This is a genomic window from Pedobacter cryotolerans, assembly GCF_005116475.1.
GTDB lineage: Bacteria > Bacteroidota > Bacteroidia > Sphingobacteriales > Sphingobacteriaceae > Pedobacter > Pedobacter cryotolerans.
In genome coordinates, this window is the sequence record NZ_SWBO01000003.1 from 401,980 (window position 1) to 419,474 (window position 17,495).

Genomic DNA, 17,495 nt, shown 5'->3' on the forward strand with positions numbered 1-17,495 from the left:
ATTTAGGGGTTCAAAATCTCCAAATATTCTTCCCTACTAATCATTTCTGCCCCTAAACTCATTAAATGATCATTTGGCAATTGGCAATCAATCAATTTAAAACTCATGTTTTTGGCTAAGTAAATTAGCGCCGTTTTTGAGGCATTACTCACCAAACTAAACATGCTTTCTCCACAAAAAACATTTCCGATATTTATACCATACAAGCCACCAACAAGTTTATCGTTTTGCCAAACTTCCACACTGTGGGCTAAAACTTTTTGATGCATTTTTAAATAGGCTTTTTGCATATCATCGGTAATCCAAGTTCCATCTTGCCCTAAACGCGGTGTTTTTGCACAGTTTTCAATTACTTTATCAAAAGCCTTATTCACTGTTACCTGAAAAGTATTTTCCCTTAAAAGCTTTTGCATACTCTTGCTGATTTTAATTTGATCTGGAAAAATCACACAACGCTCATGCGGAGCAAACCACAGGATTGGATCGTCTTCGCTAAACCATGGAAAAATACCACTTTGGTAGGCTAAAGTTAAACGCTCTACACTTAAATCTCCGCCAATAGCCAACAAACCATCTGGCTCTGCCAAGGCTGCATCCGGAAAAATGATTTCATCATCAAGTAAGCTAAAAACCATTTTGCAAGTATAAGCAGCAATTTTAGCAATTGCTGCTTTGATTACTTCTTTTTTAAGATATAATATTTAACTGGATTGCCTTCATTGTACTTAAGGACATAGGTTTCAAAAAGTTCGTAGCCATAATTCCTAAGCTTATTTACACAATCTATTAAAGAATTAAACTCTAAATCCTTCCCATCATCATCTTTAATTACTGCATTTGCTCTAGCAAATTCAATTTTTTGCCCATACTCTAAATAGATGAAAGTTTTCTCACCCAGATAGCGCCTAAATTCAGAAATTTCGATATACTCAGCACGGATTTCACTTAATCTAACTCCATTTACAGTTTGAGCCTTAACTTCAGAAAAAGCAAGGCAGGCGGCAATAGCCGACAAAACAATTAATTTTTTCATTCTTTTAGGTTTTTTGTGTGTACAGCAAATTACACAATTACCTGAATTATTGAAACCAAAAAATAAAACTGACATGTAACATTTAAGCAATCAATTACTCTTAAAAACATGAGTTTTTTAGGCAATATCATTTGGATTATTTTCGGAGGTATATTTATATTTTTCCAATATATTTTTGGCGGATTGGTTTTGTGTTTAACCATTGTAGGCATTCCATTTGGTATACAATGCTTTAAATTTGCCATTGTTGGTTTGGCACCATTTGGAGTTAAAATCACTGACACTTCATCCAATGTTGGTTGCCTATCAACCATCATGAATATCATTTGGCTAATTTTTGGTGGGATTTGGATTGTATTAACTCACCTACTATTTGGCTTGTTGTTTTGCATTACCATTGTAGGCATTCCCTTTGGCTTACAACATTTTAAATTGATGAACTTGGCTTTTTCTCCTTTTGGAAAATCGATTAGTTAAAAGACTTCTTGTACGAATTGTTATGCATCTAAAACCGAAAACTACAAACTGAAAACTGCTACTCTCCTTTACTAAAAACCATTAGCAATTTGCCATCTTGCAATAACTGAAGTTTACCATTTACCACTTTAAACGAATTTGCATTTCTTAAACCTTCGGTATACTTTCCTTCTGCCTGACCAACATCTTCACAATACATCATGGTGCCAATTAACTCATTAAATTTAATAGTTTCGCCATTAATTGAAACCGTACCGCCAAATCCATTACAAAAAGATTTGCCACTAACTTGATTGTCGGCACCAAAAGCCAATGTTGCCTTTTTGGTGGTGTTTGGCATTGTTTGACCCGGCCATTCGCTCAATACCCAACTTATTCCTGCTATATTGTTACCATTCATTTTTTCTGAACACGATTGTAAAGCAATTGCCATTACAAATAATAAAAATAATCTTTTCATGATGCTAAAATTAATCAATTAATCCGATTTTTTTTGAATGTGCTATTGCACTTGTACTATCATTAAACAAACAAGTAGCAATTTGTTTCGCTTCTATTTTTGCTAATAAGGTATTTGTTTCTTCTACTTTAGATTTTCTAACGTTTCTAATATAAACGGCTACAATATTTTTGTGGTATTTTTCTGCAATCATCTGATAGATAGCTGGATCTTGTTGAGAATTATCTCCAAAAAAAACAAACTTCTGATTGGGGAAAGCATCTAAAATTCTCAAAATCCTAATTAATTTACCTTCGTGGCCAGTTTTACCAGTTTTAAATAAACTTTTCCATCGTTTCAATTGGTTCAGCAAAAAAGTGCCTTCTGGTAATTCCTTATATCTAAAAGTCTCCACCAAATAATCGTACAAATTCCATTCGCTGCTCGATACATAAAAAAAAGGGTTTGGTTGATCTGCTGGTGTATGTGCATTTGCCAAGGCCTGGTAATGGTTTTTAACCGCAGGAAAAGTTTTTCTGGTTCGCGGATTTTTAATAAAAAGCTGTCGTAATCTGCGATAAATTTTTGCCGAATGAGAAATCATTACGGTATCATCAATATCAGAAATAAATGCGTATTGGGTTTTATGTGGCACATAAATTTTCCCTGTACCTGATACGCTAACTTCACCCCTTTCATCTAATGCCGAAACTTCTACATCGTGCCAACCTGCGGCAACTTCTTTTTCAGCAGCCCATTCAAACTTAAAAAAACCATCGTATTCTGTTTTTTGAGTGATAACTTGATTATGAAAGTTTAATCTTACAGTTGTAAAGGATGATGGTTTTACCACAAAAAGCTTAAATAAATGCACAATGTTTACAAACAAATTTGTACTAAAATTTTGTGTGGTTTTGGCCTTAAACCTAAAAACATGCCCATAAACAACTAAGTTATGCGTGTGCCCATACCCGTGGTAAACTTTTACTGAAGTTGGATTAATCATTATAATTAAAACAGAGTTGAGCATCAGTTGTTTGTAAAGGGTTATAAATAATCAATCCGTGAAATCTAAAGCTCAGAAATTACTCTATATTGTTAACCCAAGCTCAGGCAAAGGCGAAGTAAACTACAAGCAAGAAATACAAAGTTTTTTTGCAGATAAAGAAGAAACAGCAGAAATTTTTGAACTGCCTAAAAAATGTTCAATAGATAAAATTAAAGCGGCAATTGAAAAATCTAAGGCAGATAAAGTAATCGCAGTTGGCGGTGATGGAACCTTGAAACTTGTTGCCGAATGCTTGTTAGGCACTGATACTCCCATTGGTATTATCCCGGCAGGTTCTGCTAATGGAATGGCAAAAGAATTGGGCATACCCGAAGATTTAGCCGAAGCTTTAGCATTAAACATTAGCGGCAAACCAAAGCAAATTCATGCAGTTTCTATTAATGATGAGTTATGCATACATCTGGCAGATATTGGCTTTAACGCCTATATTGTTAAAAAATTCGATGATTTGCCAACTCGCGGCATGTGGACTTATGCCAAAGCAGCATGGCATGCTTTCTGGTACCACCGCAAAATGGATGTTGAGTTTAACATTAATGGAAAAACCGTAAAAGAAAAAGCGGCAATGGTTGTTGTTGCCAATGCCAAACAATACGGAACAGGTTTTGAAATTAATCCTGATGGTAAATTAGATGATGAATTATTTGAGGTTATTATTGTAAAAGATTATGCCGTAATGGAAATTTTGAAAATTTGGGCAACCAAATTACCTTGGAATCCAGAAAAAATTGAAAGTTTTCAAACAGCTAGTTTAAAGATTACCACTAAACATAAAGTACATTTTCAAGTTGATGGAGAATATTTTGGCAAGGTTAAAACTGTAGAAGCCAAAATTATTCCTAAAGCAATTAATGTGCTTGTTGGCCCCTCATTTTCAAGTGAGCTTTAATGGTTACATAAAGTCTGATAAACTCGCCAACCATACAAGCTTTAAGCAAAATATCAAACCAATAATCTTCAAAACTTTCAAAAGCTTCGGGCAATAATGTGATAAAACCTAAAGTAAAAACCCACAAATAAAGCCTAAAAGGAAATTGAATGTAGTAAAGGATAAACCCAAACTTTTTATTAAGCCATAAACCAATACCGCCTAATACAACCAATACAAACATCGGGAACATTAATATTGCAGCTAACTTTTCAGACTGTTTTACAATCTCATTAAAATGATGGCTAATTTGCCATAATTGCATCCCTAAAAAAACCAAAGAAACAACATCTAAAAGAGCAAAGGAACGAAGTAGTAAGCGCATTTATTTACAATATTTATCAAGCAAGTCTTTAGCTTTATCAGAGCCCATATATTTTACAAAGTTAAACTCTTCGCAAGCTCCTTGTCTATCGCCCTGCTTAATTTTTTTTAACCCAGCATTTATTCTTTCATCAAGGTATTCATCGTCTATACCCAACTGATTTTTAATCTGTATTACTTTAATTTCATCAGCAAGCTCAGAAGTACCCCTCTCTTTATTTTTATAATAATTGCTGATTACGTTGGTCAATTCTTCATCGTCCTTGTAAGCTTTAATAGCCAGGGCAATTTCAGCTTTACTTTTTCTGTCACAATCATAGCCAGTTAAAGTAAAATTTACAGGTACAATTAATAACGAGGTTGTGTCATGCGTATCAGGAACAGACCATTTTAGGCTGCTCATTCTAACTAATCTTAAAGCTTCTTTGTCTAAGTCTATACCAAGGCCAGAGGTAATTACAGAATAATAAACTTCGCCTTTGGCATTTAATTTAAAACCTACATTAACCAAACCCTGTATGCAATTATATTTTGAATAAGATGGGTAAATGATATTATTTTTAATAAAATTAGGCAAGCCTTCTTTTATCTCAGGCTGTTGCCCAAAAGCCGAAACGCTGGTAAAAGATAAAATTATTGCTGCTAATTTGTACATAACTAAATTTACGTATTTTTTGGCAAAGCCGATGTAAAGGTATGTTTTAAAATCAATTCAGGATTTGGGCAGTTTTGCAAAAACTCATCTCTTTTAGTAAACCTACAAACTCCTGGATAATCTCCTTTCATTCCTTGCATGTCAAACATTAATTGAAAATGCAAATGTGGTGGCCAAAAACCATTTTCCTCTTTAACGCCAAAGCTAGCAAATTGTTTCCCTGCCAGGATGAATTTACCTTCGGCTAAACCTGATAAAGAAGCTAAACTTAAATGCCCATACAAAGCGTAAAATTCCAAATCTTCAATTTCATATTTTAAAATAATTGTAGCTCCATAGTCGCCGAAGTTGTCGTTAAATTTAAAGCTATGCACAGTCGCATCATAAAAATTATAAATTGGTGTTTCAGCTGGCCCCCAAATATCCGTGCCCAAATGCAATCTTCTTGGTTCTTCTAACGTATCAAAATGTTCGCTTCTGCTGTAAATGGTTCGGTGCTCATTGTATCCACCAATTCCATATCTGGCATTTGCATTTGCTAATTTGTTATTTACCCAAAGGGAAAAAAGATCAGTATCCGCTAAAATTTCTGGAGTTAATTCTTTGTTATTGGCTGTAAAATCTAAGGGCAACAATTGATCAGTTGTTGGGTTAAAATCAACAACTTTATGGATTAAATTGTTTGATAAGAAATCTTGCAGTTCTTCTAGATAATTCATTTTTAAACGTATAGGCTTTTTACATCAAAAATTTACCATATAAGGCATTTAAGGGAATATAAGCCTAAGCAATAAACTTAAATTAACTTATATTTCTTATATGGTTCAAATAACATATTTAAACATTAAACACATAAACATAATTGTAAATAAAGTGTGCTAAAGCGCCAAAATTTACAAATACATGCCACAGCTCATGACTGTGAAAAAACTTATTCAATGGTTTATCTTTAGCATAATAGTAGGTGCCACCAACGTAAAACACACCGCCAAGTATTAGCCAAACAATTGCTGCTATTGGCAAGGTTTGCAACATCTTTTGTAAAAACGGAATAACCAAACAACCCATGGCAATATACAACCCTGTAGAAATTGCCTGATTTTTTAATCGGTTAAAAATTTTAAGTAAGCAGCCAATTATGGCAATAGACCAAACCAAACCGAACAACAACCAACGTAACCCTCCCTCAAAAATTAGGAGTGCTGTTGGTGTAAACGAACCAGCAATCATCAAGTAAATACAGCAATGGTCAAACTTTTGCCAAAACCTAATGCCATATTCTGTTTTAGGTACGCTGTGGTAAATTGCACTTACCCCGAACAAAACAATAATACCTATTCCATATACATACGCTGCCGTATATTCGAAATAGGTATTGGCCTTTTGCAGCAATAAATACAAACCTGGTATTGCCAGCAAGGCAGGTATTACATGTGTAATAAAGTTACCTGGTTCACGAACGTATTTATTGTTCATTAGCTTCTTCGTCTCTTTGTTCTTGCGTACGTTCTTTTGCTATTTTATCAAATATTTTATCCATGTGCTCCACATATTCATTGGTATCATCAACAAAAAAGGTAAGCGTTGGTATAACTCTAGCTTGGTGACGAATACGTGAACCTAATTTATATCTAATCTCGCTCGAGTGAGAATTAACCGTAGCTAAAGATAAGCTGGTATTGTTGGTATTTAAAAAGCTTAAATATACTTTTGCAACTGCCAAATCTGGCGAAACACGAACCTTTGTAATGGTAACTAATGTATTCGGCAAATAAGCAGCGCCTTCTCTCTGAAAAATAGCAGCAAGCTCTTCTTGTAATAATCCTGCAAACTTCTGTTGTCTTTTACTTTCCATAATTTTATATTTTGTCATCCTGAGCTTGTCGAAGGACAATTCAAAGGATTTATTTTATCAATATTACTATTCCGAGCTCATTTAAATAAATTAAGCAGTCGTTTCGACAAGCTCAACGTGACAACGCTTTAATTATCTAAGGCTAATACAATAACTTGTCGTAAGGAAAACGCGAAACATGTATTGCTTTCACTTTCTCGTACAACAACTCTTTAAACTCTTCTACATTTTCCTTTTGAGTGGCCGAGATAAAAATTGCTGGGGCATTGTTATGCGCCATCCAAGTCTTTTTAAAATCTGCTAAAGTTAACGGCGCAGGTTCTTCTTCGGCTAAATTAAACTCATCGTGGTCTGGTGTAACATAAGCATCAATTTTATTAAAAATCATGATGGTATCTTTATCCCTTGCCCCTAATTCATTTAACGTTTCATTAACTGTATGTATCTGGTCTTCAAAATTTGGATGCGAAACATCCACCACGTGCACCAAAATATCAGCTTCTCTAACCTCATCTAAAGTAGATTTAAAACACTCTACCAAATGGTGAGGCAGTTTTCTGATAAATCCAACAGTATCCGATAGTAAAAAAGGTAAATTTTCAATCACTACTTTACGTACTGTAGTATCTAAAGTTGCGAATAATTTATTTTCTGCAAAAACATCGGATTTAGCCAACATATTTAAAATGGTAGACTTACCCACGTTGGTATAGCCCACCAAAGCCACACGAATTAAAGCAGTTCTATTTTTACGTTGCGTTTCGTTTTGTCGATCAATCAATTTCAAACGCTCTTTTAGCAGCGTAATTTTATCTAAAATTAAACGTCTATCTGTTTCAATTTGCGATTCACCCGGACCACGCATCCCAATACCACCTTTTTGACGTTCTAAGTGGGTCCACAAACGCGTTAATCGAGGCAACAAATATTGCAATTGCGCCAATTCTACTTGTGTTTTTGCTTGTGCAGTTTGTGCTCTACCCGCAAAAATATCGAGAATTAAATTACTTCTATCTAAAATTTTAACCTGTAGCTCACGCTCAATATTACGCAGTTGCGATGGCGATAATTCATCATCAAAAACCACCATATCAATTTCTTCAGCCTTAACGTAAGCCTGTATTTCTTCTAATTTACCGGTTCCAACAAACGTTGCCCTATCAGGTTTCAACATTTTTTGGGTAAAGTTTTTTTCTACTTTACCACCAGCAGTATCTACCAAAAAGGCTAATTCATCTAAGTATTCTTTAGTTTGTTCTGGTTTTTCGCCAGGCCTAATTACCCCAACAAGCACAGCACGTTCTTGCTTCAGGGCAGTATCATAAGTTTTCTGTTTTCCCATGTGTTATTTACAAAGATACAAAAACTAAGTTCGTTTAGCTTTTCAGTTACAAAACCTTACGCTTAAATTAATGTTTCATTTTTTTTGAAAAGCAATTGTAGCAATCTATCGGATCATTCAGTCTTGCTATTTCTGCCTGCTGGCAAACAGACGTTTTACTCTGGTGCAACTCCTAAAAGGTTTGCCCCTTAGTGCTCACTCAATGTTTTTAAGTTAAATGCAAACGCTGTCAGTCTGAGCGTCTGCCTGCGGTAGGCAGGCGCTCAGACTGACAATTATTTTTTATTTTCCTCTTAACTTAATGACAATGCATACTCACTCCTATCCTTTAGGTTTATAATACACCCGTTTCCGCTGCTATGAGGGATTTTAATTGCAACAGCCTAAGTTTGCTAGCCCGGATTGTAGCGATATCATTTTTGTTTACGGATTTAAACTTACGAAGTCTGGATGGCTTTATGGAAAGAGACTTCGTAAGTTTTTAGTAGAGCACAAAAATATTTAGCGAAAAGCTGGACGAACATTAACCATAGCAATGTTTTTGCGCTTCGAATAAAAGATAGCGTTAAAAAACTAAATATTATTACCTTTGCAGCAAATGAAAAATACAGCCATATTATTCTCTTTAAGGTTTTTATAAAGCCTTTGCTGTTTTAATTATTTGTTTTCTCCCAATTATCAATACAACATTCATGGTTAATCCCGAAATAGAAAAAAGAAAAACGTTTGCAATTATAAGTCACCCCGATGCTGGTAAAACTACCTTAACAGAGAAGTTTTTGCTTTTTGGCGGTGCTATTAACACGGCTGGTGCGGTAAAACGTAACAAAGCCAACCAAAGCAATACGTCAGATTTCATGGAAATTGAGCGTCAGCGTGGTATTTCGGTGGCTACTTCGGTAATGGGTTTTGAGTATAAAGATAAACGGATTAATATTTTAGATACGCCTGGGCACAAAGATTTTGCCGAAGATACTTACCGTACTTTATCGGCAGTAGACAGTGTAATTTTGGTAGTAGATTGTGTGAAAGGTGTGGAGGAACAGACTGAAAAACTGATGTCGGTTTGTAGAATGAGGAATACGCCAGTAATTATTTTCGTAAATAAAATGGATAGAGAGGGTAAAGAACCTTTCGATTTATTGGATGAAATTGAGCAGAAATTAAATATTAGTCTTTGCCCGCTTTCGTGGCCAATTGGGCAAGGACATACTTTTAAAGGAGTTTATAGCATTTATAATAACCACTTAAACTTATTTAACTCAGACAAAACTAAGGTTACGGATTCGGTGGTTGCGGTAAGTGATTTAAATGATGAGGCTTTGCTTGATTATTTAAAAGAAAGCGAAGTACAAGGTTTAAAAGATGATACCGAATTGGTTGATGGAGTTTATGGCAAATTAGATAAAAGCTTATACACCGATGGTTTATTAGCGCCAGTATTTTTTGGTTCTGCAATTAATAACTTTGGGATAAAAGAGATTTTAGATACTTTTATAGAAATAGCCCCTAGCCCTAGATTACGTGAAGCGGAAGAAAGAGATGTGTTGGTAGAGGAGAAAAATTTTAGTGGCTTTGTGTTTAAAATCCACGCCAATTTGGACCCAAAACACCGCGATAGAATTGCGTTTTTAAGAATTTGCTCGGGCAAGTTTGAGCGTAATAAATTTTATTATCATACCCGCCAAAACAAAAAGCTAAAATTTAGCAATCCGATGGATTTTATGGCCAACGAGAAAAGCATTGTTGAAGAAGCTTGGCCAGGTGATGTGGTTGGTTTGTATGATAGTGGCAACTTTAAAATTGGCGATACTTTAACCGAAGGTGAAAAATTACAGTTTAAAGGTATTCCGAGTTTTTCTCCAGCAATTTTTAAAGAAGTTGAGAATATGGATCCAATGCGAACAAAGCAATTGGAAAAAGGCATTGAGCAATTAACTGATGAAGGTGTTGCACAATTATTTGTAATGCAACCCGGAAATAGAAAAGTGATTGGCGCAGTTGGTGAGTTACAGTTTGAGGTAATTAGCTTTAGGTTAGAGCATGAATATGGCGCAAAATGTAGGTTCCGTACCTTAACTTATAGCAGATCGAGATGGGTAACCTCTACTGATAACAAAAAGTTAGAGGAGTTTGTAAAACGTAAACAACAACATATTGGGGTTGATAAGGAAGGTCATCCAGTTTATTTAGCTGATAACGATTTTATGATTGATATGACGAAGAGGGATTACCCGGATATTGAGTTCCATACAACGAGTGAGTTTAAATAAGAATTCAAACCTCGTAGGTTTTTGAAACCTACGAGGTTTTGTATTTTACTTCAACTTACCCAAAGCCGCTTTAATTCTAGGCAACATAGCTGCAATATCTTGTAAAGAACAACCACCAATTGATGCTCTAAACCAAGGCATATTTTCGTCATTTCCAAAAGCAGAAAAAGGAACTAATGCCGTTTGTGCTTCTTTGATTAAATAGAAATTTACATCCGCACTATTTTTTAATACATCTCCTGCAGGGGTTGTTTTACCGATATAATCGATTTTTAAAGTCAAGTAAATTGCTCCCATTGGGATAACAGAATCTACATTAAAACCTTCATTTTTTAAAGCTTGAAATCCATGGTGCAATTCATCTAAACTGGCTTGAACTTGCGCTTTGAAACTACTTAAAAATTCATCAACCAATGTTTTGTTTTTAAAATAACTTGCTACAGCAACTTGCTCTGCCTTTGGTGCCCAAGCGCCAATATGGCCCAATAAAGATTTCATTTTACCGATTACATTTTCTGGTCCGAAAGCCCAACCAACACGTACACCAGTTGCAGCCAAACATTTAGAAATACCATCAATATAAATCACATAATCTTTTAACTCAGGACGCAAACTAACAGGATTTACATGTTCCTTATCAAAAGTTAGCAACGAATAAATCTGATCGTACATGATGTACAAAGGTTTTTCATCCGCTTTGCGTGATTTATTTTCTTCTATGACGATATCACAGATTTCTTCCAACTGTTGTTGCGTAAACATGGTGCCAGTTGGGTTTAGCGGAGAGCACAAAGCCAATAAAGTAGCGCCTTTTAAATGCGGTTTCAGCTGTGCTGCAGTTGGCATAAAGTTATTTTCAACCGTAGTTTCTACCGCAATCCCTTTTGCTGATGACAAATGACAATAGTGGTTATTATTCCAAGATGGTGCAGGATAAATTACCGTATCTCCGGGATCTATCAATGCCAAATAGGTTGCATAAATTAACGGACGAGAACCACCAGCAATTAAAATTTCATTGATTTTATAATCTAGTTCGTAACGGTCTTTTAAAATCTCAACTACTGTTTCGCGTAATGGCAAAATACCATCTGCTGGCGGATAATTGGTATGCCCATCGCGATAAGCTTGCACAATTGCATCTTCTAATGGAGCTGGAATTGGGAAGATGGATGAATCGAAATCGCCAATAGTAAGGTTAGCAATTTGCGCACCCTTACGTTTCATGTCATTAACTTCGTTGCCTATTTTGATGATTTCTGAGCCGATAAGTGTGTTTGCTAATACTGATACATTCATATTCTTGGTTTTAAAAATAAATGCCCAAAGATACTAAAAACCATCGGAATTAGCTGTCTGTGGGCATTTTATGAGAATAGGATGTCGTTTATAAGTAAAACTAAAAACCAGTAGCCTAACTTGTCATTTAATCTGTAAACTACTGCCCCCAACTCATGTTAAATAAACCCAAATGATAGCTGTTATCCTTTTTATTTTGGCGCACTACACCGCATTAAGTGTCATGCTGAGCTTGTCGAAGCGCTTTTGCCTCGGAGATCCTTCGCTGCACTCTGGATGACAAAACGAGCTAAATTTAGCGTCATATCTATCGATTTTTGTGAAATAAATTACCCCTCAAGATGACAAAAACAAAAAGATAAAAGTGTTCAGCAGGACTACCACAACCAATGAACATTAGATACCTACATTTTCAAACCCTATTTAATCACAATTTTTGCTGCAATTGGCAAATGGTCTGATGCTTGATGTTCTTGGATAACCTCGTGATTTAGAACCACTATATTTTCAGCTTTTTTAAAGGTAATAAAATCGATGGCCTCTTTGGGTTTTACAACCGGAATGGTAAATGCACAATCGTTACAGGTTCTGGTAAAGGTTTCATCTAATAATTGAATGGTTTTTGATTTAGGTTTTGCATTAAAATCGCCAGCAACAATAAAAGGTAATGTTTCATTTGCTGCTTGTTTTGCTATTTCCGCTACTTGTATCAACCTTAAATCTTCATTTCTAACATGATCTAAGTGTGTTGAGGAAAACTTAATTTTTTTGCCGCTATTGAGCTTTAAAGTTACAGTAGCCAATACCCTATCTTCCGCTTTGCGACCATCAATTCTTGAAAATGTAAGTTTATTTGCTTCCTCAATAGGAAATTTAGACAAAACGGCAACGCCATAATCGCCACCATCGTGATCTATAGCTTTAGCAAAATAATAATGCATATTTAGTTTTTTTGCCAAATACGCTGCTTGATCTACGTTTCCAGATCTTTTGATATTTACATCAACCTCTTGCAGCGCCACTAAATCTGGATTTTGCTTCGCAATTACATTGGCAATAGCATCTAAATCTATCACATCTGGCTTTGCTGGCGGATTACCGTGATGAATATTGTAACAAACAATGGTTAGTGTGTCTGCCTTTTGGGCAAATGTGTTGATACCGATGAGTGTTAAAAATAGAATTGAAAAGGTGAGTATAACAGCTTTCATATTATTGATATTAATGAGCTATCGCTTTAAGATTGCTTCGTTCCTCGCAATGACGAATTAACGAACCAAATTTTCAATTGCTTTATTTACTTTTTCGAAACCAAACTGACTTAAAGTTTGCTCCATTGCAGCAGTAATTTCTTGGTTCATTAAGTTGCCGATGCTGCCTTCGTGCGTATGTTTTAAATCGTATTGGGGTTTAAAAGTTCCTATTTCTATTTGCTCGCCAACCACTTTATAAGCATCTCTAAAAGGCATTCCGTTTAGCGCAAGCTCGTTTACCACTTCTACGCTAAAGAGGTAATCGTACATTTTATCTTTTAAAATATCTTCTTTTATACTGATATTTTGAAGCATGAAGGTTGCAATTTCTAAGCACTCGTTCAACGAGATAAAGGCAGGGAAAAGGTTTTCTTTTAACAACTGTAGATCTCTGTGGTAACCCGATGGCAAATTGGTGGTCATCATGGCTATTTCATTTGGCAGAGCCTGAATTTTATTACAGCGAGAACGGATTAGTTCAAAAACATCTGGATTTTTTTTGTGAGGCATGATGCTTGAACCTGTAGTAAGTTCTGATGGGAAACTGATAAAACTAAAGTTCTGATTGATAAACAAACAAACATCCATTGCCATTTTTGCTAGCGTTGCGGCTACAGATGACATCGCTTGTGCCAAAATTCTTTCTGTTTTACCACGACCCATTTGTGCATAAACCACATTGTAATTTAAACTTTCAAAACCTAAAAGTGAAGTAGTTAAAGTTCTATTTAACGGAAACGAGGAACCATAACCAGCAGCCGAACCCAATGGATTTTTATTGGTAATTTTCCAGGCAGCAAGCATCAGTTCCATGTCATCGGCTAAACTTTCGGCATAGGCACCAAACCACAAACCAAAAGAAGAAGGCATGGCAATTTGCAAGTGTGTGTAACCAGGTAATAATTTGCTTTTGTGCTCTTCACTTAACAGGATGAGCTGCTTAAATAAAACTTCGGTATTACCTACCATTTCTTCAATGCAACTACGGAAATACAATTTCAAATCAACCAAAACTTGATCGTTACGTGAGCGACCGCTATGAATTTTCTTACCTGCTTCGCCAATGCGTTGTGTTAATAACCACTCTACTTGCGAGTGTACATCTTCTACGCTATCATCAATGGTAAACTTACCATCTTCAATTTCTTTGTAGATGATTTTTAAGGCGTCCTGTATTTCAGCTAGTTCATCGGTTGTTAATAAATTAATACTAGCCAACATTTCTACATGCGCCAATGAGCCTAAAACGTCAAAAGCCGCCATCTGTAAATCCAATTCGCGGTCTTTACCAACTGTAAATGTTTCAATGCTTTTATTTACTTCAATACCTTTTTGCCAAATTTTCATCGTGTTTTTTATTTTCTATGGTAATGAAGTTTGCTTACGCAATTTTCATTACTATATTTTCGAGCTTTAAAATGCCCGGTAAAAGTACAAATAATACATAAGAATAGGGAATAAGCTAAATTTATTGAGCAAACACAACATTGTTGCATTTAATTATTTGATGAAGTATTTATTCTGCTTTTTATATCTTAATTTAGCGTAAACAAACCGTTAATTATGAAGAATTTAAAAATCATCCTATTTATTTTTGTCTTGTCGTTTACTAAAAATGTTTTAGCGCAAGATAAACCAGCTTTAAACTGGAAAGATGTATCGAAATGGAATTTTAATCGAGGTGGTGCGCTATCTCCAGATGGTCAATGGATGGCTTGGGCAAGTGGGCCAACCGAAGGCGATTTAAAAGTTAAACTTCGAAAAACGTTTGATACCTTGAGTTATACTTATCCAATTGGGGTTACTGCCAATCCGGTAATATTTTCTAAAAATTCTAAATATGCAGCTTTTAAAGTTTCGGTAAAAGATGCTGAGGCCAAAGCTGCCAGAAAAATAATGAAACCAACCTTTGATAAGTTGATGATTGTTTCTTTGGCAGACAATAAACAAACCACATTTGAAAAGGTAAAAAGTTTTAGTTTTTCTGAAGAAAATCCATCGTGGATAGCCATACAGTTTGCAGCTTTAGAAACCGCATCAAAAGATAAAGATGCTGCAAAAGGAACAGATGTTTTACTATACGATTTAAGCACCAAAAAGAGCTTTAACATTGGTAATGTTAGTGAATATGCCTTTAATAAAAGCGGCAGCATACTTGCTTATTTAGTAGATGCAAACGGACAAAACGGTAATGGTATCTTTTTAAGAGAGATGAAAACAGGCCTTACAACAGCGTTGGATAACGATAAAGCAATTTATAAAAGCATTAACTGGAACGAAGAAGGGAATGCTTTTGCTTTATTAAAATCTAATAAGAATGAAAAATACAAAGAAGATGTTTTTAGCGTCATAGGCATCAATAAAATTAATGGTGATTTAACAAACAAGGTAATTTATACCAGTTTAAACGATACTACTTTCCCGGCAGGAAAAGGTGTAAATACAAATGCTACGCCTTATTGGTCTGACGATCAAACTACTTTATTTTTTGGAATTAACACCTTAGAAAAGAAGGAAGACAAAAAAACCGATAGTGTTGCCAAGACTAAAAAACCGGAAGCTAAAACCGACAGTACAAAAACAGCTGCTAAGCCAGAACCTAAAAAGGAAGACATTGAAAAACCAGATATGATTATTTGGAATTGGCAAGACAGGCGTTTGCAATCGGCACAACAAACGCAAGAGATGAGAGACAAAAGTTTTAGTTATACCAGCGCTTATCGCATTGCGGATAAAAAATTTACTCAGCTTGCAGATAGTAATATGCGCAATGTAGTGGTTGCTCCTAAACAGCTTTATGCAATTGGCTACGATAACTCTAATTATGAATTGGCTGGTAATTTAGATGGACAAAGCTATACGGATATTTATTTAATAGACCTAAAAACAGGCAGCAAAAAACGCTTATTCGAAAAAATGTACGCTACAAATGGTGGTCGTTTATCAATTGCTCCTAACGGAAAAATTGCTAGTTACTATGTAGATGGAGCTTTTTATAGCATCAATTTAGAGAACGGACAAACAGCAAACTTAACTGGCAACATCAAAGCATCGTTTGTTGATGAATTGGATGACCATAACGTATTAAAACCTGCTACTCAAAATTTGGGCTGGTCTGCCGATTCTAAGTATGCTTTGATTATGGATAATTACGATTTATGGAGAATTTCTGCAGATGGAAAAAATGCTATTTCGTTATCAGATAACTGGAAAAGCACTAAAGCAAGTGTAGCAGGGCGAATGAGGATTTATCCTTACGAAAAGGGTACTGATTTAAGCAAAGACCAATACTTTACGGTTTTTAACAGCAAAACAAAAAACATGGGCTTAGGTATTTTGCCTGCTGGAAAATCGAAAATTAATGTGTTATTTACTGATGCTAATGCTTACGGACAATTATTAAAAGCTGAAAACGCGAAGGTATTTGCTTACACCAAAAGCAATTACGCACAATCGCCAGTTCATTTTGCAACTGCAAATGCGGATTTAAGTGCAGCAAAACAAGTAACCACAAACACACCAGACCAAGCTAAATATGCTTGGACACCAGGCGTTAAGTTAATTGATTATGTAAGTGCAAATGGTGATAGTTTACAAGCTGCTTTGTATCTTCCTGCAAATTATGTGGCTGGGAAATCTTATCCAACGATAACTTACATTTATGAGCGTTTAACAGATGGTTTAAATAATTACTCGATGCCAGGTTTCCCTGGAGCTGGCTTTAACAAAGCAATGTACTTAAGTAATGGGTACGCGGTTTTAGAACCAGATATTAAATACAAATTAAATGATCCGGGTATGTCTGCAGTAGCCTGTGTAGTTCCTGCAGTTAAAGCAGCAATTGCAACAGGAGTTGTTGACGAGAAAAATGTTGCCATTCATGGGCACTCGTGGGGTGGATACCAAACTTCATTTTTAATTACACAAACCGATATTTTTAAAGCCGCAGCAGCTGGTGCACCACTAACCAATATGATTAGCATGTACAGTTTAATTTATTGGAACAGTGGTGGTACAAATCAAGCTATTTTTGAAGCTAGTCAAGGTCGTTTAACACCAGGATATTGGGATAATTGGGATGCTTTTGCACGTAATTCTCCCGTTTATCATATCAAAAAAGTACAAACACCTTTATTGCTTTTACATAATGATAAAGATGGGGCAGTAGATTATACCCAAGGAATTGAGTACTATAATGGTTTAAGAAGATTAAATAAACCAGTGGTGATGATTACTTATAGAGGCGAAAATCACGGAATTGCGAAATTGCCAAATCGTAAAGATTACGCAGTACGAATGATGGAATATTTCGATTACATGCTTAAAGGAAAACCTGCACCAGAATGGTGGAGCAAAGGTGTAAACCGTTTAGATATGGAAAAACATCTGGAGACTAGAGCCTTTGATGGAGGTGAAGAAAACTAACGCGATTTGTCATTTAACCTATTGGTCGGTGTCTCACCGACCAATATATCATCAAATAGTTTCGGCGGGTGGAGACACCAGCCGATAGAATAATGACAAATATTTTTTAGCCGCTGATTCGTA

At 35.5% G+C, this 17,495-nt stretch carries 17 protein-coding genes; 4 read left to right on the forward strand and 13 right to left on the reverse strand.

Annotation, left to right across the window (positions count from 1 at the left end; all coding sequences use genetic code 11):
- Positions 1-2 precede the first annotated feature (2 nt).
- Both aat and FA045_RS07325 read right to left on the reverse strand, forming a co-directional pair.
- Positions 3-635 (reverse strand): leucyl/phenylalanyl-tRNA--protein transferase, encoded by a 633-nt coding sequence (gene aat, locus FA045_RS07320; RefSeq protein WP_136876005.1) that lies wholly within the window; start codon positions 633-635, stop codon positions 3-5.
- Between the two features lie 41 nt (positions 636-676).
- Entirely contained in the window at positions 677-1,033 is a 357-nt protein-coding gene (locus FA045_RS07325) for a hypothetical protein (protein ID WP_136876007.1), read from the reverse strand.
- Positions 1,034-1,141: 108 nt separating this feature from the next.
- Here FA045_RS07325 and FA045_RS07330 point away from each other — a divergent pair, with 108 nt between their 5' ends.
- A complete protein-coding gene (locus tag FA045_RS07330) occupies positions 1,142-1,510 on the forward strand; it encodes a YccF domain-containing protein (protein ID WP_136876009.1) in 369 nt (122 codons plus the stop codon).
- 58 nt (positions 1,511-1,568) lie between these two features.
- Here FA045_RS07330 and FA045_RS07335 read toward each other — a convergent pair whose 3' ends face one another.
- Both FA045_RS07335 and FA045_RS07340 read right to left on the reverse strand, forming a co-directional pair.
- Positions 1,569-1,970, reverse strand: a complete 402-nt coding sequence (locus FA045_RS07335) for an META domain-containing protein (protein WP_136876011.1) — start codon at positions 1,968-1,970, stop codon at positions 1,569-1,571.
- Between the two features lie 10 nt (positions 1,971-1,980).
- Entirely contained in the window at positions 1,981-2,955 is a 975-nt protein-coding gene (locus FA045_RS07340; RefSeq protein WP_136876013.1) for an App1 family protein, read from the reverse strand.
- 58 nt (positions 2,956-3,013) lie between these two features.
- Here FA045_RS07340 and FA045_RS07345 point away from each other — a divergent pair, with 58 nt between their 5' ends.
- Complete coding sequence (locus tag FA045_RS07345; RefSeq protein ID WP_136876015.1) at positions 3,014-3,907, forward strand: diacylglycerol/lipid kinase family protein; 894 nt, start codon at positions 3,014-3,016, stop codon at positions 3,905-3,907.
- On the opposite strand, the gene FA045_RS07350 is transcribed toward FA045_RS07345, so the two are convergent.
- From FA045_RS07350 to hflX, 6 genes are all read right to left on the reverse strand, one after another.
- Entirely contained in the window at positions 3,867-4,271 is a 405-nt protein-coding gene (locus FA045_RS07350) for a hypothetical protein (RefSeq protein ID WP_136876017.1), read from the reverse strand. The two genes, FA045_RS07345 and FA045_RS07350, sit on opposite strands and share 41 nt — an antisense overlap.
- Positions 4,272-4,925 (reverse strand): energy transducer TonB, encoded by a 654-nt coding sequence (locus FA045_RS07355; protein WP_136876019.1) that lies wholly within the window; start codon positions 4,923-4,925, stop codon positions 4,272-4,274.
- 8 nt (positions 4,926-4,933) lie between these two features.
- Complete coding sequence (locus FA045_RS07360; protein ID WP_136876020.1) at positions 4,934-5,644, reverse strand: peptidoglycan DD-metalloendopeptidase family protein; 711 nt, start codon at positions 5,642-5,644, stop codon at positions 4,934-4,936.
- A 118-nt stretch (positions 5,645-5,762) separates the two neighbouring features.
- Entirely contained in the window at positions 5,763-6,401 is a 639-nt protein-coding gene (trhA, locus tag FA045_RS07365) for a PAQR family membrane homeostasis protein TrhA (RefSeq protein WP_136876022.1), read from the reverse strand.
- A complete protein-coding gene (gene rbfA, locus FA045_RS07370) occupies positions 6,391-6,780 on the reverse strand; it encodes a 30S ribosome-binding factor RbfA (RefSeq protein ID WP_136876024.1) in 390 nt (129 codons plus the stop codon). Before rbfA ends, trhA begins: the two co-directional genes overlap by 11 nt.
- A gap of 142 nt (positions 6,781-6,922) precedes the next feature.
- Entirely contained in the window at positions 6,923-8,122 is a 1,200-nt protein-coding gene (hflX, locus tag FA045_RS07375; RefSeq protein ID WP_136876026.1) for a GTPase HflX, read from the reverse strand.
- A 692-nt stretch (positions 8,123-8,814) separates the two neighbouring features.
- Here hflX and FA045_RS07380 point away from each other — a divergent pair.
- Complete coding sequence (locus FA045_RS07380) at positions 8,815-10,395, forward strand: peptide chain release factor 3 (RefSeq protein ID WP_136876028.1); 1,581 nt, start codon at positions 8,815-8,817, stop codon at positions 10,393-10,395.
- Between the two features lie 45 nt (positions 10,396-10,440).
- Here the strand turns inward: FA045_RS07380 and FA045_RS07385 are convergent, their stop codons facing one another.
- From FA045_RS07385 to argH, 3 genes are all read right to left on the reverse strand, one after another.
- Positions 10,441-11,694: a pyridoxal phosphate-dependent aminotransferase gene (locus FA045_RS07385; protein WP_136876030.1), complete on the reverse strand. Its 1,254-nt coding sequence runs from the start codon at positions 11,692-11,694 to the stop codon at positions 10,441-10,443.
- 419 nt (positions 11,695-12,113) lie between these two features.
- A complete protein-coding gene (locus FA045_RS07390) occupies positions 12,114-12,905 on the reverse strand; it encodes an endonuclease/exonuclease/phosphatase family protein (protein ID WP_136876032.1) in 792 nt (263 codons plus the stop codon).
- Between the two features lie 57 nt (positions 12,906-12,962).
- On the reverse strand, positions 12,963-14,294 hold the full coding sequence (gene argH / locus FA045_RS07395) for an argininosuccinate lyase (protein WP_136876033.1): 1,332 nt from the start codon (positions 14,292-14,294) through the stop codon (positions 12,963-12,965).
- A 216-nt stretch (positions 14,295-14,510) separates the two neighbouring features.
- On the opposite strand from argH, the gene FA045_RS07400 reads away from it, so the two are divergent.
- A complete protein-coding gene (locus FA045_RS07400; RefSeq protein WP_136876035.1) occupies positions 14,511-17,372 on the forward strand; it encodes a S9 family peptidase in 2,862 nt (953 codons plus the stop codon).
- Positions 17,373-17,495 lie beyond the last annotated feature (123 nt).

Excerpts from the sequence above, each read along its gene's own strand:
- aat (WP_136876005.1), bottom strand. The coding sequence starts at position 635 with ATGGTTTTTAGCTTACTTGATGATGAAATCATTTTTCCGGATGCAGCC.
- FA045_RS07325 (WP_136876007.1), bottom strand. The coding sequence starts at position 1,033 with ATGAAAAAATTAATTGTTTTGTCGGCTATTGCCGCCTGCCTTGCTTTT.
- FA045_RS07330 (WP_136876009.1), top strand. The coding sequence starts at position 1,142 with ATGAGTTTTTTAGGCAATATCATTTGGATTATTTTCGGAGGTATATTT.
- FA045_RS07335 (WP_136876011.1), bottom strand. The coding sequence starts at position 1,970 with ATGAAAAGATTATTTTTATTATTTGTAATGGCAATTGCTTTACAATCG.
- FA045_RS07340 (WP_136876013.1), bottom strand. The coding sequence starts at position 2,955 with ATGATTAATCCAACTTCAGTAAAAGTTTACCACGGGTATGGGCACACG.
- FA045_RS07350 (WP_136876017.1), bottom strand. The coding sequence starts at position 4,271 with ATGCGCTTACTACTTCGTTCCTTTGCTCTTTTAGATGTTGTTTCTTTG.
- FA045_RS07355 (WP_136876019.1), bottom strand. The coding sequence starts at position 4,925 with ATGTACAAATTAGCAGCAATAATTTTATCTTTTACCAGCGTTTCGGCT.
- FA045_RS07360 (WP_136876020.1), bottom strand. The coding sequence starts at position 5,644 with ATGAATTATCTAGAAGAACTGCAAGATTTCTTATCAAACAATTTAATC.
- trhA (WP_136876022.1), bottom strand. The coding sequence starts at position 6,401 with ATGAACAATAAATACGTTCGTGAACCAGGTAACTTTATTACACATGTA.
- rbfA (WP_136876024.1), bottom strand. The coding sequence starts at position 6,780 with ATGGAAAGTAAAAGACAACAGAAGTTTGCAGGATTATTACAAGAAGAG.
- hflX (WP_136876026.1), bottom strand. The coding sequence starts at position 8,122 with ATGGGAAAACAGAAAACTTATGATACTGCCCTGAAGCAAGAACGTGCT.
- FA045_RS07380 (WP_136876028.1), top strand. The coding sequence starts at position 8,815 with ATGGTTAATCCCGAAATAGAAAAAAGAAAAACGTTTGCAATTATAAGT.
- FA045_RS07385 (WP_136876030.1), bottom strand. The coding sequence starts at position 11,694 with ATGAATGTATCAGTATTAGCAAACACACTTATCGGCTCAGAAATCATC.
- FA045_RS07390 (WP_136876032.1), bottom strand. The coding sequence starts at position 12,905 with ATGAAAGCTGTTATACTCACCTTTTCAATTCTATTTTTAACACTCATC.
- argH (WP_136876033.1), bottom strand. The coding sequence starts at position 14,294 with ATGAAAATTTGGCAAAAAGGTATTGAAGTAAATAAAAGCATTGAAACA.
- FA045_RS07400 (WP_136876035.1), top strand. The coding sequence starts at position 14,511 with ATGAAGAATTTAAAAATCATCCTATTTATTTTTGTCTTGTCGTTTACT.